This window comes from Agarivorans sp. Alg241-V36 (assembly GCF_900537085.1).
Classification (GTDB): Bacteria; Pseudomonadota; Gammaproteobacteria; order Enterobacterales; family Celerinatantimonadaceae; genus Agarivorans.
The window spans coordinates 450392-475190 of record NZ_UNRE01000003.1 but is presented as its reverse complement, the minus strand read 5'-3'; the positions used below and the strand labels follow the sequence as shown (position 1 = coordinate 475190).

At 43.0% G+C, this 24799-nt stretch carries 21 protein-coding genes and 1 pseudogene; 13 read left to right on the top strand and 9 right to left on the bottom strand.

The genetic code is table 11. The features are described 5' to 3' along the window. Positions 1-65 precede the first annotated feature (65 nt). The gene (gene fusA, locus G6R11_RS09525; RefSeq protein ID WP_163132843.1) at positions 66-2150 is read left to right on the top strand and encodes an elongation factor G; all 2085 of its coding nucleotides are present in this window, start codon (positions 66-68) and stop codon (positions 2148-2150) included. Positions 2151-2255: 105 nt separating this feature from the next. Here fusA and G6R11_RS09520 read toward each other — a convergent pair whose 3' ends face one another. After that, entirely contained in the window at positions 2256-2651 is a 396-nt protein-coding gene (locus tag G6R11_RS09520; RefSeq protein ID WP_163132842.1) for an RNA-binding S4 domain-containing protein, read from the bottom strand. 500 nt (positions 2652-3151) lie between these two features. On the opposite strand from G6R11_RS09520, the gene G6R11_RS09515 reads away from it, so the two are divergent. Continuing rightward, positions 3152-3991, top strand: a complete 840-nt coding sequence (locus G6R11_RS09515) for an alpha/beta fold hydrolase (protein WP_163132841.1) — start codon at positions 3152-3154, stop codon at positions 3989-3991. Positions 3992-4000: 9 nt separating this feature from the next. On the opposite strand, the gene G6R11_RS09510 is transcribed toward G6R11_RS09515, so the two are convergent. The 3 genes from G6R11_RS09510 to G6R11_RS09500 all read right to left on the bottom strand — a co-directional run bounded on the left by G6R11_RS09510 (position 4001) and on the right by G6R11_RS09500 (position 7945). Then, positions 4001-4909, bottom strand: coding sequence for a heparin lyase I family protein (locus G6R11_RS09510; RefSeq protein ID WP_163132840.1), 909 nt, complete (start codon positions 4907-4909; stop codon positions 4001-4003). A gap of 7 nt (positions 4910-4916) precedes the next feature. Further along, the gene (locus tag G6R11_RS21700) at positions 4917-6941 is read right to left on the bottom strand and encodes a methyl-accepting chemotaxis protein (RefSeq protein WP_205472723.1); all 2025 of its coding nucleotides are present in this window, start codon (positions 6939-6941) and stop codon (positions 4917-4919) included. 230 nt (positions 6942-7171) lie between these two features. Beyond that, a complete protein-coding gene (locus G6R11_RS09500) occupies positions 7172-7945 on the bottom strand; it encodes a family 16 glycosylhydrolase (protein WP_163132839.1) in 774 nt (257 codons plus the stop codon). 822 nt (positions 7946-8767) lie between these two features. Between G6R11_RS09500 and G6R11_RS09495 the strand changes: the two genes are divergently transcribed. The 4 genes from G6R11_RS09495 (at position 8768) to G6R11_RS09480 (ending at position 14540) form a co-directional block, all read left to right on the top strand. Next, positions 8768-9697 carry a GGDEF domain-containing protein gene (locus G6R11_RS09495; RefSeq protein WP_163132838.1) on the top strand — a complete coding sequence of 310 codons (930 nt, stop codon included), beginning with the start codon at positions 8768-8770 and terminating at the stop codon, positions 9695-9697. A gap of 203 nt (positions 9698-9900) precedes the next feature. Continuing rightward, complete coding sequence (locus G6R11_RS09490; RefSeq protein WP_163132837.1) at positions 9901-11952, top strand: TonB-dependent siderophore receptor; 2052 nt, start codon at positions 9901-9903, stop codon at positions 11950-11952. A gap of 3 nt (positions 11953-11955) precedes the next feature. Then, positions 11956-12492: a YfiR family protein gene (locus G6R11_RS09485; RefSeq protein ID WP_163132836.1), complete on the top strand. Its 537-nt coding sequence runs from the start codon at positions 11956-11958 to the stop codon at positions 12490-12492. A gap of 2 nt (positions 12493-12494) precedes the next feature. Beyond that, positions 12495-14540, top strand: coding sequence for a bifunctional diguanylate cyclase/phosphodiesterase (locus tag G6R11_RS09480; RefSeq protein ID WP_163132835.1), 2046 nt, complete (start codon positions 12495-12497; stop codon positions 14538-14540). Positions 14541-14589: 49 nt separating this feature from the next. On the opposite strand, the pseudogene G6R11_RS09475 reads toward G6R11_RS09480, so the two are convergent. The 3 genes and pseudogenes from G6R11_RS09475 to G6R11_RS09465 form a co-directional block, all read right to left on the bottom strand. After that, positions 14590-14787: pseudogene (locus G6R11_RS09475) on the bottom strand (inosine/guanosine kinase); the annotation flags it as partial. A gap of 89 nt (positions 14788-14876) precedes the next feature. Then, complete coding sequence (locus G6R11_RS09470; protein ID WP_163132834.1) at positions 14877-16178, bottom strand: inosine/guanosine kinase; 1302 nt, start codon at positions 16176-16178, stop codon at positions 14877-14879. 153 nt (positions 16179-16331) lie between these two features. Continuing rightward, positions 16332-17009 (bottom strand): tRNA (adenine(22)-N(1))-methyltransferase TrmK, encoded by a 678-nt coding sequence (locus tag G6R11_RS09465; RefSeq protein WP_163132833.1) that lies wholly within the window; start codon positions 17007-17009, stop codon positions 16332-16334. A 314-nt stretch (positions 17010-17323) separates the two neighbouring features. Between G6R11_RS09465 and G6R11_RS09460 the strand changes: the two genes are divergently transcribed. The 7 genes from G6R11_RS09460 to G6R11_RS09430 all read left to right on the top strand — a co-directional run bounded on the left by G6R11_RS09460 (position 17324) and on the right by G6R11_RS09430 (position 23107). Continuing rightward, on the top strand, positions 17324-18397 hold the full coding sequence (locus tag G6R11_RS09460) for a porin (RefSeq protein ID WP_163132832.1): 1074 nt from the start codon (positions 17324-17326) through the stop codon (positions 18395-18397). A gap of 147 nt (positions 18398-18544) precedes the next feature. Continuing rightward, a complete protein-coding gene (locus tag G6R11_RS09455) occupies positions 18545-18817 on the top strand; it encodes a hypothetical protein (RefSeq protein ID WP_163132831.1) in 273 nt (90 codons plus the stop codon). Between the two features lie 362 nt (positions 18818-19179). Further along, positions 19180-19431 (top strand): DUF4212 domain-containing protein, encoded by a 252-nt coding sequence (locus G6R11_RS09450; RefSeq protein ID WP_040306877.1) that lies wholly within the window; start codon positions 19180-19182, stop codon positions 19429-19431. Next, positions 19432-21168, top strand: a complete 1737-nt coding sequence (locus G6R11_RS09445; RefSeq protein WP_163132830.1) for a sodium:solute symporter family protein — start codon at positions 19432-19434, stop codon at positions 21166-21168. 154 nt (positions 21169-21322) lie between these two features. After that, entirely contained in the window at positions 21323-21763 is a 441-nt protein-coding gene (locus G6R11_RS09440) for a hypothetical protein (protein WP_163132829.1), read from the top strand. A 75-nt stretch (positions 21764-21838) separates the two neighbouring features. After that, a complete protein-coding gene (locus tag G6R11_RS09435) occupies positions 21839-22729 on the top strand; it encodes a LysR family transcriptional regulator (RefSeq protein WP_163132828.1) in 891 nt (296 codons plus the stop codon). A gap of 135 nt (positions 22730-22864) precedes the next feature. After that, a complete protein-coding gene (locus G6R11_RS09430) occupies positions 22865-23107 on the top strand; it encodes a hypothetical protein (RefSeq protein ID WP_163132827.1) in 243 nt (80 codons plus the stop codon). 4 nt (positions 23108-23111) lie between these two features. Here the strand turns inward: G6R11_RS09430 and G6R11_RS09425 are convergent, their stop codons facing one another. Together G6R11_RS09425 and G6R11_RS09420 are read right to left on the bottom strand one after the other, a co-directional pair. Next, a complete protein-coding gene (locus tag G6R11_RS09425; RefSeq protein ID WP_163132826.1) occupies positions 23112-23507 on the bottom strand; it encodes a SufE family protein in 396 nt (131 codons plus the stop codon). Next, positions 23500-24714, bottom strand: a complete 1215-nt coding sequence (locus G6R11_RS09420; protein WP_163132825.1) for an aminotransferase class V-fold PLP-dependent enzyme — start codon at positions 24712-24714, stop codon at positions 23500-23502. The genes G6R11_RS09425 and G6R11_RS09420 overlap by 8 nt, the downstream gene beginning before the upstream one ends. Positions 24715-24799: the final 85 nt, after the last annotated feature.

Sequence of the window (24799 nt, the reverse complement as noted above, 5' to 3'; positions counted from 1 at the left end):
GCCTTGTGCGACAGTAGTGGTATACTCCCCGCGAATTTGAAAAACAATTGAATTAGAGTTGAACAATGGCTGATTTATCAAAATATAGAAATATTGGTATTTTTGCTCACGTTGATGCAGGTAAAACTACCACAACTGAGCGTATCCTAAAACTTACTGGTCAGATCCACAAAACTGGTGAAGTACATGACGGTGAGTCTACTACTGACTTCATGGAACAGGAAGCTGAGCGTGGTATTACTATTCAGTCTGCAGCAGTAAGCTGTTTCTGGGATGACCACCGCTTCAACGTTATTGATACTCCTGGACACGTTGACTTCACCGTTGAAGTTTACCGTTCACTTAAAGTACTTGATGGCGGTATCGGTGTATTCTGTGGTTCTGGTGGTGTTGAGCCTCAGTCAGAAACTAACTGGCGCTACGCGAACGAATCAGAAGTTGCACGTATCATCTTCGTAAACAAACTAGACCGTATGGGTGCTGACTTCTACCGTGTTGTTAAGCAAACTCAAGACGTACTAGCTGCTAACCCTCTAGTAATGGTTCTACCTATCGGTATCGAAGATGACTTCGTTGGTGTTGTAGACCTGTTAACTGAAAAAGCGTACATCTGGGATGACACTGGTCTTCCTGAGAACTACGAAGTTACCGATATCCCTGCGGATATGGTAGAAAAAGCAGCTGAATACCGCGAAATGCTAGTTGAGTCTGCAGTTGAGCAAGACGAAGAACTAATGATGGCTTACATGGAAGGCGAAGAGCCAACCATCGAGCAGCTTAAAGCGTGTATCCGTAAAGGTACTCGTGACATGTCTTTCTTCCCAACTTACTGTGGTTCGGCATTCAAAAACAAAGGCATTCAATTAGTACTTGATGCTGTTGTTGATTACCTACCTAGCCCTACAGAAGTTGAACCTCAACCTCTTATGGATGACGAAGGCGAAGAAACTGGCGAAAAAGCTATCGTTTCTACTGATGAAACCTTTAAAGCGTTGGCATTCAAAATTATGGATGACCGCTTTGGTGCATTAACCTTCGTACGTATCTACTCTGGTGTGTTGAACAAGGGTGACACCATCCTTAACTCATTCACTGGTAAAACAGAGCGTATTGGCCGTATGGTTGAGATGCAAGCTGATGACCGTAATGAATTAACTAGCGCACAAGCTGGTGACATTATTGCGATTGTAGGTATGAAGAACGTGCAAACTGGTCACACATTATGTGATCCTAAAGACCCATGTACTCTAGAGCCTATGGTATTCCCAACTCCAGTAATCTCGATTGCTGTAGCGCCTAAAGATAAAGGTGGTTCTGAGAAAATGGGTATCGCTATCGGTAAAATGGTTGCAGAAGATCCATCTTTCCAAGTTGAAACGGATGAAGATTCAGGCGAAACCATTCTTAAAGGTATGGGCGAGCTTCACTTAGATATTAAAGTAGATATCTTGAAGCGTACTTACGGCGTAGACCTAGTTGTTGGTCAACCTCAGGTTGCTTACCGTGAAACTATTACTCAAGAAATTGAAGATAGCTACACGCACAAGAAACAGTCTGGTGGTTCTGGTCAATTCGGTAAAATTGATTACCGTATTAAGCCTGGCGAAGTAGGTTCTGGTTTCACTTTCACCTCTTCGGTTGTTGGTGGTAACGTACCTAAAGAATTCTGGCCTGCAGTACAAAAAGGTTTCCAAGTAATGATGGAAACTGGTCCGTTAGCTGGCTTCCCACTTCTAGATATGGAAGTAGAGCTATATGATGGTGCTTTCCACGCTGTGGATTCATCAGCAATCGCTTTCGAAATTGCAGCTAAAGGCGCTTACCGTCAATCTGTGCCAAAAGCGGGTCCTCAACTTCTTGAGCCAATCATGAAAGTAGACGTATTCTCTCCAGAAGATCACGTTGGTGATGTTATTGGTGACTTGAACCGTCGTCGTGGCATGATTAAAGACCAAGAAGCTGGCGTAACTGGCGTACGTATTAAAGCTGACGTACCACTAGCAGAAATGTTTGGTTACATCGGTTCTCTACGTACTATGACTTCTGGTCGTGGTCAGTTCTCTATGGAATTCTCGCACTACGCAGCTACTCCACAAAATGTGGCTGAAGCGGTAATCGCAGAAGAGAAAGAACGCCAAGCTAAGAAGTAAGTTTACTTACTTAGCCAAAAAAGCCGCTTTATAGCGGCTTTTTTTATGCCCAACAAAAATACAAAAAAAAGCAGCTCTTAGGCTGCTTTTCGTTTATTTTAAGGCTTAAAACTTTATTGAATGACGGCCTGTTTTTGCGTTTCTTTTAGGCTCGCTATGAGTCTGTTGTTTGTCGCTTTCTTTACTAGCCTTAGCTTTAGGCTTGTTGTTAGTTTTTGGCTTTTTCGTGGTAGGTTCGGAGATTGGCTGATCGCAAACAACATACAAAAACTGGCCGTTAAACTCGATAATATCGCCGGCATACACTTTCTTGCGCTTACGTTGCTCTAGTTCTCCATTAAGCCCTACATAACCTTCTGCAATGGCCATTTTGGCTTCGCCGCCGCCATTCACTAAGTTACCAATTTTGAGAACCTTATATAGCTCGATAGGTTGTTCATCTACGTAAACTTCAGCGGCTTCTACTTCAATTTCTTCTGGTGAATCTTCAGGGTTAGTCATTTTTAATGCCATGGCTAAGGTCTGTTGACCTCTCGCGGTTAAGTTTTGTTCGAGATAAAATCGTTTTAGGCGCGGCAAAGAGTGCGCAGCCTAGTTATTCTAAGCTAATACGCCTTAACAAAGTATAAAACGATTTTAGCCGAAGCCTTCGGACAGCGTTTGTGACTAGTTTCTATCGCGTTATCGGTTTCTCATGTAGGTGAGCTACACATCAAAACCTTTGCCCTGTATAAATAAGCCACAAACTGCTGCAATAATCAGCTCGAAAGATCAACAGACCCTAGGAATAGCCCAGATTATGGCGATGTGCTGGGAGTGGGTCAAGTTAGTAGTGCTGGGTTTAATTGTGAAATTTACTTGGGGATTTGTCTTTCTAATGCTTTAGTTACTATTCATTGCTTTGGTGTTTCTGGTTTATGTATCTTGCCTCGCTAATCAAAAGAAGTTTATTGAACTTGAGTTTGCTTGTTGGATCGAGCATTTTGCTAGGCTGTAGCCCCATGCCTAGTGCGATTAAGCAGCAGCAACAATTTATCCAAGAGCACCTGTTAGGTAACCCTGATATAGAGCATTACCAACTTGAAACTGAAAACTTCACTTTGAGTGTGCATGAGAATGGCCAAGCCGACGAAGCTGTAATGGTATGGATCCACGGAACACCCGGCTCTTGGCAAGACAGCGCCTATTTGATTAGTGAACCTTCGCTTATTAATAGCATTCGTGTAGTTAGCTTTGATAGGCCGGGCTGGGGCTTATCACAATATCAAGACCAAGCTAAACCTAAACCAGTTTCTAATATGCAAACACAAGCTTTGCTGATTTCGCCGTTAATCCAGCACTTAAAGCAACAATACCCAAAGCTCCCCTTAATTTTAGTGGGGCATTCTTGGGGAGCTTCTTTAGCACCTATCATTGCGGAGCAAAATCCTGAGCAGATTGATGGCTTGTTACTATTGGCTGGCGGCATGAGTCAAACTTTGACTCAGCCACGCTGGTATAACAAGTTTGCTGACACTGGTGTTGGGCACTTTTTGTTGTCGTTATCGGATATTGGCAAGCAGTTGAATCACGCTAATTTAGAGATGTTTGCCCTGCCAGATGGCTTAGCGGATTCTGCGGTACGTTTGTCGGAACTAAACATTCCGGTAGTGCTAGTGCAAGGGGGGAAAGATCATTTGGTTGACCCTAAAAATGCTGATTATGCAGAGCAGCACTTAGCCAAACCTACTTCAAAAGTGATTCGGCTGGCAAAGCAGGGACACTTTATGCAGGTGGAACAAGTTGCGCTAATTAGCCGTTGCACATACGCCTTGGCCAGCAAACAGTTAGCGAAGTGCTAGATAGAAGAGCTAATCAGTCGCAAATTGCTGAATGCTAAAGTTAGCAAAATCTACTGACACTTGCGGGTTTAGTTTATGCGCTTCTACCAGTGAGCGATAAATGCCCCATTTAGGGCGAACAAAGTGATGCTCTTCAGTACCACGCCACATATCTAATCCGTCTTCACGAAAGTTAAAGATGCTACTGCCATCGCTTAAGTGAGTGAGGCGTAAACTAAACCAGCCTTGTTCGCTGTAATGCGCCTGTACTTTAGCCTCTAGCCATTCGCCTCGTATTGCTTGCCAATCTGTTCTTGCTAGTACCTTGGTTTTTCGTTCCGGACTGTGTCTTACCTCTAAGCCGGCTTCTCCGCGGCGGGTATTGCCCGTAAGGGTAATAATCGGCATAGCATCTTCACCGCCTACGGCTTTAAGCTGGAAAATATGGGTAAATTTATTAGTAACTTGCATATCTTCGCTAACGCGAAACTTCCAGCTGTATTCAAAGTGACTGTTTTGGAGGCCTTTTAGCCTGTCTGAAGAGCCGCCATAAATCTTTATTTCATTGCGCTGCCTGTCGATGTATTTTCCTTTGTTGCCGTCTAGGTCGCGGTGCAAGATAAAGCGAAAGTAGGGGCCATAGACCGGGTCTATTTTTTCCAGTATATGAGTTTCGCCTTGATGATCGCCGCTAAACAAGTCGGGTGACTCCGCTGCATTTTTGCCAAATTGCTGGGTAATCAGTTGATAAGCGGTTTGACCTTGGACAGGGCCGTCGGCATCCAAGCTGGCACTTGATACAACTAATAGACCTTGCTGATTTAGTGTTGGCTTATTGGAATCTTGATCGAGCAAAGCACTACCACAAGCACTTAATCCTAAACAAAGTGCGACTGATAAGCCGATGTTCGACAGCACTGGGTTTGTAATGGTTTTCATCTTTATCCTACAGAGTCGCCATTTGCTCATTGCTTGGTAAGTATTCTTTAAGTTTAAAGATGGCCAGTTGCCCCAATTGTTGCTCGGATTTAACTTTGAGTGACTCGCTTGCTTGCTCATTATGCTCGGCGTCTTTATGGGCAGAATGACCTAACTCAACAATTTTTTGTACGTTGTTTGCCACTTGTGAAGCAACCGCCATTTTCTCTTCTGCGGTAGTGGCGATTTGCTGGCTGTAAGCGCGTATTTGTTCCAACATAACGGCAATATTTTCTAATTGTTGGTCGCTTTGCTCTGCTTGGCTTAAGCATTCAATAACCATAGTTTCCCCATGTTTCATAAGCTCTACAGCAGCATTAGCGCCTTTTTGTAAGCCTTCTATTACCTTAAAAATTTCGGTGGTAGAATTTTGTGTTCGACTTGCTAGGTTACGCACTTCGTCGGCGACAACCGCGAAACCTCGGCCTTGTTCACCGGCTCTTGCTGCTTCAATGGCTGCATTGAGTGCCAGCAAGTTAGTTTGTTCTGCAATGCCCTGAATAACATCGAGTATTTGGCCAATGTCATCGGAGTTTTGCTTGAGAGTATCAATTTTTTCGGCGGCATGAAGAATCGTCGTTTTTAGTTGAGTGGTTGTTTTACGGGTTGTGTGAGCTGCTAGTCGGCCTTGTTCGGTAAGTGCGGATACATCTCCAATATCATCGCGAGAGGTATTGGCTTGGTGAGATACGTCTTGCACTCCTTGTTCCATGGCTTTTACTGCACTGGCGACAATGTCTGTTTGTGCGCGTTGCTCTGAGATAATAGTGCGTGAATGTTGACTGGCATTTAGTCCAGACTCCGCGCTATTTTCTAGCTGTTTTGCGCTGTCTACCATGGAGCCAATCACTTGGTTAAATTGCTCTGTAAGTAGGTTTAATTGGTGAGCTATTTGGCCAAATTCGTCCTTTCTCTGAACGCTGATTTGTTGACTGAAATCGCCTTCAACCAATTGCTTCATTTGTTGTAAGGTTCGTTTTAAGGGGCCTTTAATGCTTGAGGTAACACTCCAAGCCACTAAAATGGAGATGCTTAGGGAAGCAAGCACAACCGCAATCATGGTGCTAATTGCACTTTGCGATTTTTCTGTGGCTTGTGTTTTGGCTTGGGCAATGATTAATGAAACGGAATCGCTGGCTAATGCCAATTGATTTAAAGCCTCGGCGGTTTGGCTATTTATTAGGGAAAAATTGTCTTGTTGTTGCTTAGTTAAACGTACCAAGCGGTCTATTTCGCTGAACAGTCCTTGAGGGTTTAATGACTGATTAAGTAATACAAAATAGTTAACCACGTTTTGTATATCGTCTTCTACGTAGAATTCTAACTCATCACGTTTTTCTATCATGCTGGCATACAAGGTCTTTAGTTGCTGCATCTGACGAGCGGTTTGTTCAGGTGTTTTGGCGTAAAAAGCTTCGTCTAGTTGGCGCTCTAGCACTACACCATCGGCTTGCAGGTCAATGGCTATCAAATGCGCCTCGCCGTCTACCGATTCTGCAATTCGTTCAAGATCCTCATTATAGCCACTCCATTGTTGCTTAAAATCTCGACGTAATTCTTCTACCGACTTATCGGCTGCCAACCATTGTTGATGGGTTGAAAATTGTGTATTCGCTGCGCTAAAGGTAGCTTCTGCATTACTTTTTATAGGGCCAAGGAGAGAGTTTAAATTTGGATAATTTTCAGTAAGTAACAATAGACTCTGGTAGTTCTCTTGATAACTACTTATAAGGCTTTTGGCTTGGGATTCCAGTTGGCTTAATTGCTCTTTCGATTCGGTATTGCTGTGTAATCCAATCACCCATGCGGTATTAAGCAATAATCCAGATAGTCGATTAGTTAACTCTGCAGTGGGGGTAAGGCTATCAACCGTTTCGTTAAGCTGTGACTCTAAGCTACGTATATTTATTTGACCAATTAGCGCTACCGCAATAAGTAAAACAAATAAAATTGCAAAACCACTTAGTGTTCTCATCACTACAGAAATTTGCATGGGCCATCCTTAGCGTTTAGTAGATTCAAATCTGTTGATTATGTAATGTATTTTTGTTGTTATGGTATTACAATAATGTTGTGCCGTGGATGTGATTGGACTAACACTTGTGTTAAGAAAGGCAGAAATTTAAGAGAACTAACGCAGAGGCTTTAGGGCTTGTATGCTGAGTAATAGATGAACTTGGGCCAAAATCGGCAAGCTTAAATAAAGCCTGCCGATAGCTGAGTTTATTTAGGTGTGTATTCTAGGTAATCGTAATAGGCCCAGTTGTTTTGATAGAAGTACTCTTGTGGGAAGTACATAGCATCTGCCGAGTTATCGCCGTGCCAATGGTTGATCATTATACGGGTTGGATCCACAGGCCATGCGTATTGTGGAACCTCATTTGCGGCGATAAAGCCATCCCCATTGTCCTTGTACAGGCTACGAATGATGCGAGTATTTCCTGAAGAATCTATCAAGTACCAATCAATTTTCCAGCTAGACCAATCGAAACCTATATGGATTAGGTCTTGATGAATGTTTAGGCCATATTGGCCTAAATCAATATCTAGTTCCCAGCTTTGGTATTGGCCACCTTGGGGTTGGTAGATAAGGTTAGTATGTACAATATTGCCAAGGCTAGGCAAAAACTCGATGTCTATTTCTTGCCACGCTCGGCCAGGCACGTCGTGCCATGAAGTGTAGGTAAATATAGAAGATACAGTACCTTTGGCATTTCCTGTTTTGAGGCTTGATTGAACCTTGCCATAACTTAGTAAGGATTTGGTTCTAAGCTCGGCACATTTATTTGGTGCTACGTTTAGAGTGATACCATGGGAACTTGGTGAGATTTTAGACGGAGTAAACTTACAGCCAAAAGGGCTGCCATTACTGCCATCACGGGCTTGCCAAATACTAGCGTTGTATCCCCAGTTAAAATCATCTTTGAAATAATTAGCGTGGGATGGCGTTATTGTTGCTACGGCAATTGCTACTGCAAATATAGAACTAACTTTCATTTTTATCATATTCCTTATGTGGAGTTTATTGGTTTTATTAACAATTTGCTTCTGTCTAAGTGACGTCAAAATGTATAAGCATCTCGATTTAACAGCACTTGGGACTTGGGTTCGCAATACCTAAACTGAGATGGAAAACTCAAGTTGATTGATGAAGCATCTATTTGGGTATCGCTTGTAAATGTTGGGCGGATAAGCCTTATTGCCATTAACACTAGAGCGCTAAACTGATGAAGTTTTAGCGTGTTAAAAAGCCAAATAGCTAACTTAGTGGGCAAACAGGTGAGAATAGAAACAACCCACTTAATAGGGTGAAATTCTGTAAATAAGCTCATTAGCTGTCCTTAGCCATTCATAAATTCTTAACAGTTGATTAATACTTTTATCTTGAACGCTTGGGTTTACAATTGTTGTTTTATTAGGCTGTGACTGTTTTAACGATTAAGTCGACTTGTCTGAAACACCATCAAAAAATTTAGTTTTTACTGAGCATTAAAGAAGCAGCGATGCTGACAAAGGCGCGAAGAGTTGGCTTAAACAGCAGTTTGGTAGCAAAACCAGCGTAGAGCTTATTAGTGAGTTAGTTGGGGTTATTAGCCAATGTGCGGATTAATGTTCTTAGGTCTTATGATTTATTAGATTTACTTGCTATTTATTTCGCAAATTGATGTGAATCAATTTCATCATCAAGTGGTCAGAGTAGTCTAAAGCTTCAGCTATAACTCAAATTTCGTTTAGCTTTATAATTCTAATAATAGTGATTTGTAGTTTGTGTAACTAAACCTTGTCGTTTCTGTTTTGCAGTTAGTTAAGGCTTATTATATGCATTTATCGACTCCACAGCTGTTGGAGATTGTTGCAGCATTTCCCGATTCCACATTGGTATTTACCGAAGATGGTTATTGTATTGCTCATTTGGGTGATCAAGAAACCCAAGAGTTTTCGAGCAGCCGCTTATTAACCGGTCGCTTCGTTAGCGATGTGTTTAGTGAAGAAAAAGCTAAGTGGTTCTTACAGCAGATCCGTAATAGCATTTTTGAACAGCGACTGCGTGTTTCGGAGTACGCTATTTCACCTGACGATATTCGTTTGCCCAACTGTGAAAGCGCCAAACTGGAGAGAGAGCTGTGGTTTGAAGCGCGCATTTTACCCCTAAATTCGTTTATCGATGGTCAGCGTGCAGTGGTATGGGCGGCACGCAATATTAATGAACGTTATAAGCTTGAACAACAATTGCGCCGACTCAGTGAAACCGACGAATTAACTGGCGCGTTTAACCGCCGCCGTTTTTTCGAAAGCCTAGCAAATCATTATCAAACTTTTCACCGTCACTTCTTAGATTGCAGCTTAATCATGTTAGATATAGACAACTTTAAGCGAATTAACGATCAGTATGGCCACCCTTGTGGTGACAGAGTGCTTAAGCAAGTTTATCAACAAATGTGCGCGCAGTTGCGCGAGGCTGATATTTGCGCCCGAATGGGCGGCGAAGAGTTTGCCATTTTACTACCTAATACCACCACCAAAGAAGCCCTGCACAGCGCCGAGCGGATTAGGCAGGCGATAGAGCAACACCCGTTCACCGCACTGCAGAGAGAAGTTGATGTTACTGTTAGCTTGGGTGTGAGTAGCATTCAGGTGGCAGACAGCAATTGCGATAGTGTATTACAACGCGCCGACGATGCTTTGTATCAGGCTAAAAAAACTGGCCGAAACCAAGCCATCCAGTTTCATGAGCAATTCAGTATTTAAATATAAATCATAGATTTAGTTAAATCTGAGAGCTACAAACTGATCGAGTTTGTAGTTTACCTCAATCTCTTTCTGTGAGATAAATGTCACTAATTTTTGCTGAAGAATTGCTCAGAGTTTTATTCTGTTCCCACGGCCAATTTTGTGTTGAGCTTTTTGTTTCAGTTACCAAGGATAGATTAAAAGCCCAAGGAGTGGTGTAGTTGAAGTATTCAGCTGGTGTTTTATGGTCGCTATATATGGCTAATGTTAGTGCAGTAGCTGCTGAGCCCTTGCCAAATTTGGATCTAGAATCGTTAATGGCCACAGACGTGCAAGCAACGTCTGCGATGAAGCGTGCCCAATCAGCGTTTACTACTGCTGCCTCGCTCTATGTACTAAGTAAAGAAGATATTCGAGCTTCAGGCGCTGTATCGGTTGCGGAGTCACTAAAGCTGGTGCCTGGTTTAGAAGTAAGGCAGTTAGATAGTAACCAGTGGGCAATTACTGCGCGTGGTGTTGCTGGGCGCTATACCAGTAAATTATTGGTGATGGTAGATGGCCAAAGTGTTTATAACCCCTCATTTGCCGGGGTTTATTGGGAAACTTTAGATGTACCACTTTATGATATCGAACGAATAGAAGTTATTCGTGGCCAAGGCGGTTTATTGTGGGGCAGCAATGCCACCAATGGCGTAATCAACATTATTACCAAGAATAGCTTGGATACTCGTGAGACCTTGGTGCAAGTAAGTAGTGGTGACCAACTAAACTACGACGTGGGTTTACGTCACGGTGGCGATATTGGCTTTAATGGTAGCTACCGCGTTTACGGCAGTGTTCGAGATTCCGATGCCGCTAAAACTGGCAAGTCACCGGCCGCCAATGATGAAGCGAAGCAACAAAGTTTAGGTGCGCGTTTTGATTTTGCACCCAATGATGATCTATCCATTCTCACCCAGCTTAGTTATACCCATACTGACATGGGGCAAAACCTTAAAGCACTATCGTTAGCTACTAATCAAAACACCCTATATGCCGAGCGTTTTGAGCGTGACGACGGGCGTATTATGGCGCGAGCAGAGCATCGGTTATCTAATTCCTCTAACCAAATGCTACAAGCCTCTTGGGCTATTCAAGACGGTAAGCAGCTATATTTGGAAGAGCGTTTTCAATCAATAGATATTGATTACCAGATGAATAGTTTATGGGGCGCAACTCAATTGGACTGGGGTTTAAACTACCGCAATAGTTATCTTCCTTTTGCGCCCAATTACATCATAAGCAGCGATGAAAATATCGACCGCTTAGAGCAATACGGCGCGTTTTTACAGGTGCAGTTCGCACTTATTCCAGAACAATTAAATTTAAGTTTTGGTAACAAGTCTGAACACAACAGTTTTACCGGTTGGGAACATCAACCGGTAGCGCGTATAACTTGGCAGCCTAATAACGAGCATGTACTTTGGAGTGCTATTTCGCAAGGTGTGCGTATCCCTTCATTGGCAGAATTTGATTACGACTCGGCTATTAATGGCACCCGTGTTGGAGAGTATTTTCAAACCGGTATCGATGCCATTGATAATTACCACGTACGTACGGTGTTAAACGGCAATCAACAGGTTGAGCCAGAAAAATCCCTTTCTTACGAATTGGGCTATCGTTTTAGCAAACAAGATTGGTCATTCGATTTAGCCCTATTTCATACTCAGTCTAAAGATGTTTTTGCCGTGCAACCTAATCCAGACAGCGCAAATTTGGATCAAATTGCAGCGTTGTTAGCGCAGGGGAAAATCATTGAAGCTCAACAAGCCCTGCAAAGTACAGTGCTTGAGTTTGATGTTGCCTCAAATGCTGATTTAAATGTGAAAGGAGGAGAAGCACTAGTGGTTTGGCGGCCCAATGTCAGTTTTCGTGCCGAACTAGGGTATAGCCAAATGGCTTATCGCTATCGCTTACAAGAAAATACTCAACCTGCTATCGGTTATGACTCGGACAGTAAGCAGCTTTTTGCTAAGACTGCATGGCAACCCTTTAAGCAGCATTCGTTTTTTGCGTTATTCCGTTCAATTAACAGCGACGCATACTCGGTAGATGATTATGACGCGCTTGATCTAAGTTGGGCTTGGCAGTTGATGTCACATAGTTCACTGTCTATAACGGGCAAAAACTTATTAGCAGGTAGTCACCTAGAGTATAACAACACCTCTGAAACCTTTACGGTTCCAAACTATATTGAACCAAGCGTCGTGTTGCGATTTATGGCGGAGTTTTAGCCAATGCTGGCGATAAGGCGCTTGGTTAAGCTGTTTATTACCCTTGCTATTTTAGGAGTAGTTAGTGAGGTGAGCGCTGCTGATAAAGAGGCAGCCTTAAAGGCCGGTTTTATGTTTAATTTTGCACGCTATAGTGAGTGGCAGGGCATAGCTAAACCACTTGGTTACTTTAAGTTGTGTAGCCCAGATATTGAATTTGTAGACACCGCCAGTTGGGTTTTGCATAAGCAAAAAATTCATGAGTTGGACATTCGCGTCAGTTTGGTTGACTTGGAGTCATTGGCCATCAATCAGTGCAATTTACTGTTTGTGCCTGCGGCTTTTCGCCAAACTTGGCAGAGCGTAGATAAATCTTTATTGCCACATACCATGCTGGTTGGAGAAACTCCTGATTTTATCCAACAAGGTGGACACATTCGCTTCTTCTTGTTAGCTGGGAAAATTCGTTTTGAAGTTGCCCCTGCAGCACTTAAAAAGGCTGATATTACTATGAGCTCAAAGGTATTGAGATTGAGTCGCGTTGTTAAGGAGGAGCAGTAATAATGTCTTTTCTTAGCGTAAATACCATGAGCAAAAAGCTCCTAGTGATTCTAATGAGCATGGCGATTTTTTCTGCAGCAATGGTAACCGTGGTATTAAGTGCTTACGAGTTTGTCAGTGCTAAAAGAGAGCAAACTCAGAGCCTACAAAACATTGCCGATACTTTATCGCCTAACATAACGGCAGCTTTGTTGTTTGATGATAAAGAAGCCATGCAGGAGATGATCTCTTCCTTGCTGTTACGTGAAGGGGTGATTAGGGCGGCGATTACCGACACTGAGCTACAAAACTTAGCAGTAGTCGAAAGTGACAATTATCAAGAAGAGTTGCAAGAAGAGGCCGATGAATTAATAGAAGTTAGTAGCTTACTGATTCTTGATGAGCAGGTGTATGGCGCGCTAACGGTATTGGCAAACGACAGCTATATTGACCAACGAATTGGTTTTTACGGGCAGTTTCTCGCGGTGTTGTTGGTGATTACCTTTGGCTTAAGTTTGTCTTTTTCAATGTTCTTAAAACGAGGTTTTTTACGGCCTTTACTGCACCTTTCTGATGTTGCTGAGCGGGTGACTGCATCTAATGACTATAGCTTACGTGCTCAGCAGTCCAGTGACGATGAAGTGGCTAATCTCACCGAGTGCTTTAATGGCATGCTGGAGACCATCGAGCTGCGCGAACGAATGCTAGAGAAGCAAGTTAGGCTGCGAACCCAAGAGTTAGAAGGGGCAAACCAACAATTACTGCAGTATGCCTATACCGATGGGCTTACCGGCCTACCTAACCGCCATTTCTTCTACGAAAAGTTACACGCTCTGGTAAAAGAAAACACCGAGTTTGCATTAATCTTTATTGATTTAGATGGTTTTAAAGAGATTAACGACACCCTTGGTCACGACTACGGAGATATTTTGTTAAGCCAAGCTGGGCAAAGAATTCTGCGTTGCGTACGTGAGCAGGATACGGTAGCTCGCCTAGGTGGGGACGAATTTACCATTGTGATCGAAGGTGTTAGCGAGCAATCGCGGGTATCTAATATTGCTGAAACAGTATTACAAGGCTTAGCAAAACGTTTTACCATTAAAACTGAGGCTGCTCACGTGAGCGGCAGTATTGGTATCGCCTTTTCGCCTTCAGATGGAAAAACTGTTGAAGAAGCAGTTAAACATGCTGATCAAGCCATGTATGTGTCGAAAAGCCGTGGTCGAAACTGCTATCAATTCTTTTCCTCAGACATGCAAGTGGAGGCTCAGCAAAAACGACGCTTATTAGAAGAGCTGAGAACCGCTTTAGAAGAGGAACAGTTCGAACTCTATTACCAGCCCATTACCTCGCTAGAGTATGCCGCAGAAGATTGCCGAGTGAAAAAAGCAGAGGCTCTGTTGCGTTGGAATCATCCACAACGTGGTGTAGTAGGGCCCGAGGCATTTATTCATGTTGCAGAAGAAGCTGGGTTGATTCGCGAACTTAGCCAGTGGGTGATGCAGCAAACCGTCGCCACGGTTTCTCAATGGTATAAGCAGGGGCTGGATGATATTCAAATCAGTGTAAATACTTCGCCTTCGCAATTTAACGATGGCGGTAAGTGGATAGATGATTGGATCCATGCCATTGCCTTACACGAGGTGCCAGCTCATAGCATAATGATTGAGATTACCGAAAATGTATTGATGGCCACCGATGATTCAATTAAAGATCAACTTACCCGTCTTCAGCAACGCGGCTTTGATGTAGCCATAGACGACTTTGGTGTTGGCTATTCTTCTTTGTCATATTTGCAGCAACTGGATATCGATTTACTCAAAATAGATCGCTCGTTTATCCAACATTTAACAACTGATCGTGATAGCGTCGCCCTAGTCAAAGCGATAGTGACTATGGCTCACCATTTAGGTTTAAAAGTAGTGGCTGAAGGGGTGGAAACAGAGCAACAACGACAGCATGTTTTGAATGTGGCTTGTGATTACTTACAGGGCTACATATTTGCCAAGCCCGTGCCTAAAGACGAGTTTTATCAGCGTTATTTATTGGGAAATGCTGAAGTAACTTAAACTTTGAGACCCATTTATAAATAAAGGGGCCTCAAGTTTTAGGCTTGGTTTAGCGCTCCCAATACGCTTCCTCTAAGCTTTCTTCTCGCTCTGGTAAGCCGCGAGAAAGGCGAGGGCTATGCTGAGCTAGTACCTCGTAACTTACTCGGTTGGCGTATTTGCAGATTTGTGCAAACGAGGAGTAGCTGAGCGCTTCAACGCGATGCTTACTGGATTGTTCAACATTACTGCGGTGAAATACGTTTGCTGCCATGTCTTGAAGCAGAGCCGACCAAATACGCTAATCTATGAGGCCCGACTATTCTAGATAACGGGGCCTCAATCTTTAAGTTTGCTTTAGCGCTCCCAATAGGCTTCTTCTAAGCTTTCTTCTCGCTCTGGTAAACCGCGAGAAAGGCGAGGGCTATGTTGGGCTAGTACTTCGTAACTTACTCGGTTGGCGTATTTACAGATTTGCGCAAATGAGGAGTAACTGAGCGCTTCAAAGCGATGCTTACTGGATTGTTCAACATTACTGCGGTGAAATACGTTTGCTGCCATGTCGTGGAGCAGCGCCGATAAAGCGCCATCTCCGGCGCCGTTAGTATTGGTGATCTTTTCTGGACCACCCATGAATGGCGCAATGTGCGAGTACACCTTAAGTGCTTGTTGGCAATCTGCTTTTAACATTGGGCGAGAGAATTCATATTGGTTGAATTCTGGAATAGCGCCAGGCAGTAGAGTATGGCTAGTGGTTCGTTTAAAAGACTCATCGGTGTAGCCCGCCATAAATAAGCCGCGAGAACCAGCGGTACACAAAATAAGATCGCACCACTCTAGGGCTGCTTCACAAGCCAGTAAAACATCACTCTCACCAGTTAGGGCTTCTGCCTCTTCTTCGTTCATGGCAAGCACAGTGACATGTTCACGAATGAATTGCTGCCACCATTGTGGGTCATCTTCGATTAAGAAGCGCGTGCCTAAAGTCAGTACCACTGGCACTTTTGCTTGATGAGCATACTCTATAGCCTGCATAGCTGCTTGAGTTATTGGGTCGTCACCTGCGCGCATCAGGTAGGCGGTTAATGCTAGTGCTGCACCGGTTTTTACCAAGTTTTCATCAATAAACTCTGGAGTAAGTTTATCCATGTGACCTTTAGAAATAGCAAAGGTGCGCTCACCGCAATCACTAATTAAAGTAAAGCATCGGCCAACTGGACCATCAACAGCTTGCAGGTGATTAAGGTCAACCCGTGAAGAGGTATTACATAAATAGCGGTAGGCATAATCACCAATGGTAATGTTTTGGCTCATTACGCCAAACATAACTGAGCGACCATCGGCTAAGGTGGAGTAGTTGTGTAAGGTATTGCCGATAGTACCGCCAGCAAATTCGGCGGTGATTAGCTGTTTATCTTGTAGCTCTTGGTAAAGCGCTTGAGCCGATAGATCATCGATAAGCAGTGAATTACCCTTAACCAGCTTATGGCGATCGATAAATGCTTGGTCAACGTTAGCTTCTATATCCACCAGAGTTTGGTCAATACCGGTAATATGTGTGTGCTTGGGGCTAATAACCGGATTGAGTTCGTTGGTTAAAGGGTCGCGAGATTCAACCGGGAAATAGTGTTTGGATTTACGTTGGCCAGGAAATTTCATGCAATGATCGCTTGTTCTATTTAAGGCTTACTGTAGCAGTGAACGTGCAGCACTGCTCAAAAGCGAGCGATTCTAGCATAGACCATTCAAAATATTGCTTTGAAGATCAATATTAGATTTAAATATTTTATTTTTATTAAATAGCTTGTTGATTTAGCTGTTATCGGGCGAGTGTGAGCTTTGCAAAGTTTCGTAAGCTAGTTGAGCAGGGTGGGGACCGTTTCCGCCCATTCGGCGATAATGGGCAAGGGTTTTAGCTAAGTATTGTTGGTGCTTAGGTTTAGATAAGTCCCACATTTTTTCACCTACTTTGCTAACTGGAAAATTGCAGGTAGTAGATAAGTGAAGAATTTCGTAATGGCGTTGGTTTTCTTCGACGAGTTGCTCATCAATTAAGCCAAAGTTATGGTCTTGCAGAAATTGACGAAGCTCATATTGATAATGCACAGGGCAAAGAATTAACTCAAAATCTCGTTGAGGGTTTTTACTTAAAATCCCCTTGAGCAAGTCAATGCATAACTCTCCACCAACCCCTGCAATAATCACTAGCTGAGTGCCGTTGTGTTTGAGTTCGAGTTTGGCAACGTCTACACAATGAACCTGCCATTGGCTGGTTGAGCCAGCGGAAGTGTATGGAAGGTGTCGGCTTAGCTTTTGCTCTAAGCGCTGGCAAATTTGTGGCACGCTATCTACGAAGTGCACATAGTTTGCGGCCTTGCGTTTAACCAGCTCGGCTCCCAGAAAACCGTGGTCACAGCAACAATCCCATATGTCTTGGTAGTGTTGATTCACAAAGTGGCTAATTGCAGCTAAACGGCGGCTCGTTTTCACGTATCTCTCCTCGGTAAGACCATGAATACTAATTAATTGTTATTAAGTGGCAAGAAATTTTTCCAGTGTTGTCAGGGCTTAATATGGCTTTTTAGCCTTAGGCTATTAACAAATACTGTTATTTGACAATATTGTGACTTTAGCGACTGCTATCGCTGAAAAACATCAGGCTGCATTATTTTATCCTTACTTTGTGTTATTTGGCTATTTTTTGGTTTGTTACTACGCTGAATTTTGGGGGGTTTAACTGTTAGCACGCTTTTCCTCCCCAATTGTTAAGAGTTAATGAAATAACTCAAACCAAGGAGTGAAAAATGAATAAGGTAATTGCAGGCTTGGCACTTAGTGCCATGGCAGGTAGCGTTTCGGCGGCTACTATTTATGAAAATGGCAAAACTAACGTAAGTATCGGGGGCTACTTAGGTATAGAGGCGTTTTATCAAGCGGGTTATGGAGACGGAGCTACAAAGCAAGATAAATCGTTTGAGTTACAAGACAGAGCTTCGCGGATCCGTTTTGCTTTTGAACATGAAATGGTGCAAAACTGGATTGCTGGGGCGCAGCTAGAGTGGGGCTTTAATCCAGTTGAAAAAGCAGATCCACTATTCACCAATCGTTTAGGTAACATCTACTTCAATAATGATAGTTTTGGTTCAATTCGAGTAGGTAAGCAATGGTCTGCTTATTATGACATTGCCGTGTGGACTGACCAATTTTGGAAGTTTGGTGGTGATGCTTCAGGTACTTACGATGGACGCAATGGTGGCGATGAGTCAGGCATGGGGAGAGCAGATGATGCCTTAACCTATCGCAAGTCTTTTGGTGGCTTTGGTATTGCTGCTCAGTACCAATTTGAAAACGAAGCCTCAGCTAGAGATTATGGTTACCAATTTAGTGGGACTTATGACTTTGACTTTGGTCTTTCACTTGGCGCTGCTTATGCGGCAAACGGTTATGATAAAGATAATAGTAATAATTATGTTGGGTCTGCCAACCAAGATAAAGCTACCTCTTGGTTAGCTGGAGCAGTCTATGAATCAGACATGTTCTATTTGTCGGGAGTTTATGGTCAATATGAAAATCTGAGCCAAAAATTTAGAGTGGATAAAAATGACCTTAATGTTGCTGATAAAGCCAATGGCTTAGAACTTATAGGAGTATACAAAATAGATGGTGGTCTTTATCACGTATATGCCGGTTATAACGGTTTAGAGGATAAAACCGATGTAAGCCAAGGTGAACAATCATACGCAATTGGTGGAGTGGGGTGGAAACCTGGCCAAGTATTGTTAGCCCTTGAGTATAAGTTTGGCTTAGAAAATAAAGATCGACTTGGTAATGATAAAAAACAAGACGAAATGTCGATACAAGCTCGATACTACTTCTAGCCTATTCACGCTAGTTACACCAAAAATGGCATTGCACTTATCTTAGCAATGCCTTTTTTATTCTCGATGTGACAGTAATTATTCTTGGTCAACTCGCCACAGCCTAAAGACCTGCTACAATCCTTTCTTTTTTGCACGAGATTTAAGATGAAGTGGGTAACAGCAGCTTTTTTGGTGATTATTGCCTTAGTTAATTTTGGCCCTAGGGTTAATGCCATGTTCTATTCAAAACCAGATACCACGGTATTGTTTAATAGCGGATGCTTTTTGTATGGTGAATTGCGTGTTGACCCAGTGAGTCTTTCATACTTTATTGTGCTAGATGACGGCCAAGAGTTGTCTTTTTCCGATGATAGCTACGCAGAGATATCTTCTGATGAAAACCCGCTTGATGTTTCCGAGCTGGACTTTTGCGTGTAGTTAACAAATTGTCAACTCTAACGGTGCTAGCCTGATTCTTCAGGCTTTCATGTACTCCCTCTTTATTTTCTTAGCCCCTCTCTATTATTCATTACACTGTTTTATTGCTTGTTAAAGTGCTGATTTTCGGCGTCTAGATCTCAATTTCTACTTGTATTCAGGGACTTTAGACTAAAGATTAATACCTAGTCTGTTAATCGTTTGTTAACTTTTTCTTCGATAGGCTTGAATTGAGTTTATATGTGCATCTATTCCACTAGCCGCAGATAAAAACTTAATGATTTGTTCGGCCGTTAACATGTTGTTTACATACTTATTGGCACAAAATCGCAAGGCTGTTTCAGCTTGCTTGGAGAAATATCATGGAAGAACAGACTACATATTGGCAAGAAAACTTGCGCCTAATATTTACCTGTCTCGTCATATGGTTTGTGGTTTCATTTGGCTTTGGCTTACTGCTAGTTGAGCCCTTAAATGAAATTCGCTTAGGCGGATATAAACTGGGTTTTTGGTTTGCACAACAAGGCTCTATTTATACCTTTGTGGCTTTGATTTTTTGGTATACCGCCAAAATGAATAAGCTCGACAAAAAATACCATGTTGAGGAGTCATAAATGGACGAGTTAAAACTCTATACTTATATCGCTGTATTTGGCTCCTTTGGCCTATACTTCGCCATTGCTTGGTGGGCTAGAGCGGGCTCTACCAGTGACTTTTATGTTGCAGGTGGTGGCGTTACGCCCATCCAAAATGGTATGGCAATTGGTGCTGACTGGATGAGTGCAGCTTCGTTCATTTCCATGGCGGGTTTAATTGCCTTCTTGGGATATGGTGGTTCTGTTTTTCTAATGGGCTGGACCGGCGGCTACGTGCTGTTAGCTATGCTACTTGCTCCTTATATGCGTAAGCATGGTAAGTTTACGGTGCCTGAGTTTATCTCCGATAGATACTACTCAAAAGGTGCACGTATTGTTGCTGTATTGTGTTTGATTATAGCATCACTTACTTACATTATCGGCCAAATGAAAGGTGTTGGTGTAGCCTTCTCTCGCTTCTTAGAAGTTGAGTACGATATGGGCTTATACATTGGCATGTTTGTCGTATGGGTTTACGCAGTATTGGGCGGCATGAAGGGCATTACTTACACCCAGATTGCACAATATTGTGTACTTATTTTTGCTTACACTATTCCAGCCGTGTTCATTTCGCTGCAGTTAACGGGTAATCCTATTCCACAGATTGGTTTGGGTAGTACCTTAGCTGATGGTAGTGGCGTGTATTTGCTTGATAAGCTAGATATGGTGGTTACCGATCTTGGCTTTAAAGAGTACACCACAGACAACCTAGGCGGCACTTTAAACATGTTCGCCTACACCTTGTCACTAATGATTGGTACTGCAGGTTTACCACACGTAATCATGCGCTTCTTCACTGTACCAACGGTGCAAGCTGCCCGCTCGTCTGCTGGTTATGCATTAGTGTTCATTGCCTTGCTTTACACTGTGGCCCCTGCGGTAGGTGCTATGGCTCGCTTTAACCTTATGAATACGATTGTTCCTTCAGCAGGTGACAACTTGGTGTATAGCGAACGTCCTCAGTGGTTTAAAGATTGGGAAAAAACCGGTCTGTTGAAGTTTGAAGATAAGAACGGTGACGGCAAAATCCAATATGTTGCTGACAAAGAAAGCAACGAGATGGTGAAAGTAGACCGCGATATTATGGTTCTTGCCAACCCAGCGATTGCTAACCTACCGAACTGGGTTATTGCATTGGTTGCTGCTGGTGGCCTAGCTGCTGCGCTATCAACCGCTGCAGGTTTGTTGTTGGCTATTTCATCCTCGATATCCCATGACTTAATGAAAGGGGTGCTCACGCCTAACCTCTCAGATAAAAATGAGTTGCTGGCAGGGCGAATAGTGATGACTCTGGCTATTTTGGTGTCCGGTTATCTTGGTTTAAATCCACCTGGATTTGCCGCAGGTACCGTAGCACTGGCCTTTGGTTTAGCGGCGTCGTCTATCTTCCCTGCGTTGATGATGGGTATCTTTGCTAAGAAAATGAGCGGTACTGCTGCGGTAGCTGGTATGTGCTCCGGTATTGGTGTAACAATGCTTTACGTGTTCCAGCATAAAGGCATTATGTTTATCCCAGGTACTTCATTCTTAGGTGATATGGGTCCAAACTGGTTCTTAGGTATTTCGCCAAATGCCTTTGGCGTAGTAGGTGCCTTGGTTAACTTTGGTGTTGCTTTCGCGGTATGTAAAGTAACCGGTCCAGCACCACAGCATATTCAAGATATGGTTGATAACTTCCGTGTACCACATGGTGCAGGCGCAGCTCACGACCATTAAGCTTGAATTGAACTAATCCCTAGTAAGCAAAAGGCTCCCTAGAGGGAGCCTTTTTTTGCGGTATAACTCAGTAAAAATAATTAATTTCAATATGATAGAGCTAATGACGCGCTTGTATAGCTGCGCTCCAATGGATTGATTACAGGAAGTAACAATGAACAGACACACTAAATTGGCCATGTTAGTGATGCCGTTTTTGGCTATCGGTGGCTATATCGCATCAGATATTTATTTGGAACACGATGCTGAAAAAGATCGTATCTTCCAGCTGAGTACTTATGGGCACTGTGACATTATTAACCAAAAATGTATTCTTGAATCAGGTGATTTTCAGCTCAATATTAGTGATGAAGCAGGAACAACCACGGTTAATTCTACCTTCCCTTTAGATAGTGCAACCTTCTTTATTGTAAGCAGCGCAAATGTAGTGACCGCTTACCCCTTAGGCATGAGCGATAGCCCTTATTATTGGAAAAGCCCCACCGAGTTGCGTGAACTTATTCCTAATCAGGGGGATAGCTATAAGCTACGCATTATTGCCAATATTAAAGGCGGAAAATACATTAGTGAGTTTTATAGCCAAACAGTTAAGTAGTTGCGCGCTATGAAAAACAAACAGCTGGTGCTAACATTTAGCTAATAAAAACAAAGCATTGTTCTTAGGTACCGCATGCACATTACTCCCGAGCGTTTAGTTTATTTGGTGACAGTAGCAGAGACCCGTTCTTTCTCAGCGGCTGCGCGTAAACTGGGAGTGAGTCCTTCAGCTGTGAGTCAACTGATTCAAAACATGGAGTTGGATTTAAATATTCGACTTTTTGATCGTGTTTCTGGCCAAGCGCCAACCTTAACCGATGTAGGGCGTACTCTTTACGTACAAGCTTTAGAGATTGTTCCACGCTTACAAGCTATGGAGAAAAAAGCCCAATCTTACTATGCTGGCATTGAAGATAAGTTAACCATTGGTGTACTGGGTTATAGTTTTTTTCCGGAGCATGGCGAAGCGATAAAGAACTTGTTAGCTAAGTTTTCGCAACTTAATTTAAATATCATCGATGTGGACGAGTTTGATTCACATAATCTTGCTGATGATACCGATGTCGATATCTTAATTACTCCCGCCGATCTTATTCCTCGTCGTGGTTTAGAAAGTGTGCTGATTGGTCGAATTAAGTGGTTATGTGTGTGCGCACCGAGTCATCCATTAGCAAAAATTAAGCATGCTTTGTCGATTCAAGATTTGCTTGCCCATACTCAGCTAATTCCAGCGGTATCTAGTTTCATTACTCGAGATATGGCTGAGTCTGTGAGAATAAGTTCCCATGTGGTGAATTGTTCAAGGATGTATCAGTTTAAGCAGTTGTTGCTAAGTGGGGTAGGCTTTGGTTTATTCCCCGAACCTTTGGCTCAAGGTTACCTTGATAGTCATCAGTTAGTTGAGTTAGAACGTGATTTTATTGTGGACGACTTTGAGTGGCCAATTGAAGTAGTTTGGAGCCAAGCCCTTGGCCCTGCAGGCGAGTGGTTTATTGAGCACCTAACAGGGCAAGACAAAGATTAGCTAAAAATTGGCCTACAAACCCAACTAAACAGTAACCGGATCATTAAATGTTCAATTTATTGTGATTAATTGCAGATGATCCAATACACTTAAGCAGTAAATAAAACTTCTCATAGAAAGAAATAGGAATTAGTAGTGAGCTCTAATCAAAAATGTCCAGCTTGTGGTGGTCATAAACCAGCATTAATGGCCTGTCGAGATTGTGGATTTACCTATAGTGTAACGAGCCGTCCACCTGCTGCCACCAAACCCGTACCTCAAGCAAAACCTGTCCCAAGAAGTGAATATAGGGCAGTGGTAGAAGAGGGTGGCGCCAAAGCAAAAGTAGTGATTAAAACCAAAAAGCGTCGCACCTATACCATTCCCAGCGAAGAATAGAAGATTAGTTTAACTCTGCTATTTTCTGCAATATTGCCGTTATTCCGTTGTTTCTTGATTCACTTAAGTGATGTGCTAAGCCAAGCTTTTCTAAAGTTTGGCTAAATGTTGTTTGAGTGCTTTCAGCTTGCTGGGCAAAGCTGGCTAGTATGATAACCAATAAACCTTTTATGATTTTGGCATTACTGTTTATGCGTAGCTGCCCATTCGCATAATATAGCCATACATCACTTTCGCAGCCCTGCACTAGGTTTTCTTCTGTCTGGTATTGAGCATCCATTGGGCTCAGAGCCTTGCTTAATAGCAATAGCTGACGATAACGCTCTTCCCAGGACTTACAATTGGCAAAGCGCTGTTCTATTTGCGGGATGCTTAAATCCACTTGCGGCGCTTTATTCATCAAACAACTCCATTATTTTATCAATAGCTTCAATCGCTTGGTCAATGTCTTGCTGATTGTTATACAGGCCAAGCGACAAGCGAATACTACCCTCTGGAGACAAACGGTGACTTAAGGGCATTGCGCAATGATGGCCACAACGCAAGGCAACATTGTATTGGTCAAAGAGGGTGGCAGCGTCTTGAGGATGAACTCCACGTAAATTGAAGGCAATTATTCCTACTCTCATCATCGGTTCACCTACTAATTCAACCTTGGGGTGCTGTTTTAGTTGCTTTAGTGCATAAGCTAATAGCTGGCGCTCATGGCTAAGGCGTTCTTTTAAGGGGAACTGCGCTAAGAACCTAATGGCTGAAGCCAAGCCTATTGCCCCAGATATGTTGGGCGTTCCCGCTTCTAAACGATAGGGAAGGCTGTTCCAAGTGCTGGTTTCTAAAGACACCTTACTTATCATTTCCCCGCCAAATACGCTGGGCTCTAGCAGCTCCAGTGCTTGCTCGGTACCGTATAACACACCAATGCCCGTTGGTCCGTATAATTTGTGTCCAGAAAACAAATAATAGTCACAAGCTAAACGATTAACGTCGACGTCTAAGTGAGCAACGGCTTGTGCGCCATCTACAACTATTTTTGCGCCGTATTGGTGGGCAAGCCTCGATAATTCTGGAATGGGCTGAGTAGCGCCAATACTGTTTGATACATGGGCAACAGCAACAATTTTACATTTTTCGCTAAGTTGCTGGCGAAAATACGCCAAATCTATATCGCCGTTATCTAGCACAGGAATCGCTTTTAGAACTGCCTTACGTTTAAGAGCCAGTTGTTGCCAAGGAACTAGGTTAGAGTGGTGTTCAAGCTCGCTCACCCAAATTTCATCGTCTTCTTCGACTAGATGGGCGAGGCCATCTGCCAATAGGTTGGCTGCTTGAGTGGTTCCACTGGTCCAAATAACATTTTGCGCCTTAGCGCCAATAAATTCTGCAAGTGTTTTTCTTGCTAATTCAAAGGCATTGGTAGCATGTCGTGCAAAGCTATGACTTGCTCTATGTACATTGGCATGACCTTGGCGGTAATATTGTTCAATGTCTTTTAAGACAACTTCAGGGACTTGAGTTGAAGCTGCGCTATCAAGGTATGCAAATGGCTGATTAGTACCGTTTAATGACGGGAAAAATTGTCGATAGCGAGTATGCTTAAGTGAAGTCACAATGATTCTTTATTTGGCAAGTAAAGCCGATATTGTAGCTCTAGGCGCTAATCTAAACTAGCTTATATCGGTGTTCTCTTTGATT

Bases quoted from the DNA above. Each gene is read 5' to 3' on its own strand.
- G6R11_RS09435 (WP_163132828.1), top strand. From the start codon at position 21,839: ATGCACATTACTCCCGAGCGTTTAGTTTATTTGGTGACAGTAGCAGAG.
- G6R11_RS09500 (WP_163132839.1), bottom strand. From the start codon at position 7,945: ATGAAAGTTAGTTCTATATTTGCAGTAGCAATTGCCGTAGCAACAATA.
- G6R11_RS09425 (WP_163132826.1), bottom strand. From the start codon at position 23,507: ATGAATAAAGCGCCGCAAGTGGATTTAAGCATCCCGCAAATAGAACAG.
- G6R11_RS09495 (WP_163132838.1), top strand. From the start codon at position 8,768: ATGCATTTATCGACTCCACAGCTGTTGGAGATTGTTGCAGCATTTCCC.
- G6R11_RS09510 (WP_163132840.1), bottom strand. From the start codon at position 4,909: ATGAAAACCATTACAAACCCAGTGCTGTCGAACATCGGCTTATCAGTC.
- G6R11_RS09445 (WP_163132830.1), top strand. From the start codon at position 19,432: ATGGACGAGTTAAAACTCTATACTTATATCGCTGTATTTGGCTCCTTT.
- G6R11_RS09485 (WP_163132836.1), top strand. From the start codon at position 11,956: ATGCTGGCGATAAGGCGCTTGGTTAAGCTGTTTATTACCCTTGCTATT.
- G6R11_RS09470 (WP_163132834.1), bottom strand. From the start codon at position 16,178: ATGAAATTTCCTGGCCAACGTAAATCCAAACACTATTTCCCGGTTGAA.
- G6R11_RS09520 (WP_163132842.1), bottom strand. From the start codon at position 2,651: ATGACTAACCCTGAAGATTCACCAGAAGAAATTGAAGTAGAAGCCGCT.
- G6R11_RS09480 (WP_163132835.1), top strand. From the start codon at position 12,495: ATGTCTTTTCTTAGCGTAAATACCATGAGCAAAAAGCTCCTAGTGATT.
- G6R11_RS09440 (WP_163132829.1), top strand. From the start codon at position 21,323: ATGAACAGACACACTAAATTGGCCATGTTAGTGATGCCGTTTTTGGCT.
- G6R11_RS09450 (WP_040306877.1), top strand. From the start codon at position 19,180: ATGGAAGAACAGACTACATATTGGCAAGAAAACTTGCGCCTAATATTT.
- G6R11_RS21700 (WP_205472723.1), bottom strand. From the start codon at position 6,941: ATGCAAATTTCTGTAGTGATGAGAACACTAAGTGGTTTTGCAATTTTA.
- G6R11_RS09455 (WP_163132831.1), top strand. From the start codon at position 18,545: ATGAAGTGGGTAACAGCAGCTTTTTTGGTGATTATTGCCTTAGTTAAT.
- fusA (WP_163132843.1), top strand. From the start codon at position 66: ATGGCTGATTTATCAAAATATAGAAATATTGGTATTTTTGCTCACGTT.
- G6R11_RS09460 (WP_163132832.1), top strand. From the start codon at position 17,324: ATGAATAAGGTAATTGCAGGCTTGGCACTTAGTGCCATGGCAGGTAGC.
- G6R11_RS09515 (WP_163132841.1), top strand. From the start codon at position 3,152: ATGCCTAGTGCGATTAAGCAGCAGCAACAATTTATCCAAGAGCACCTG.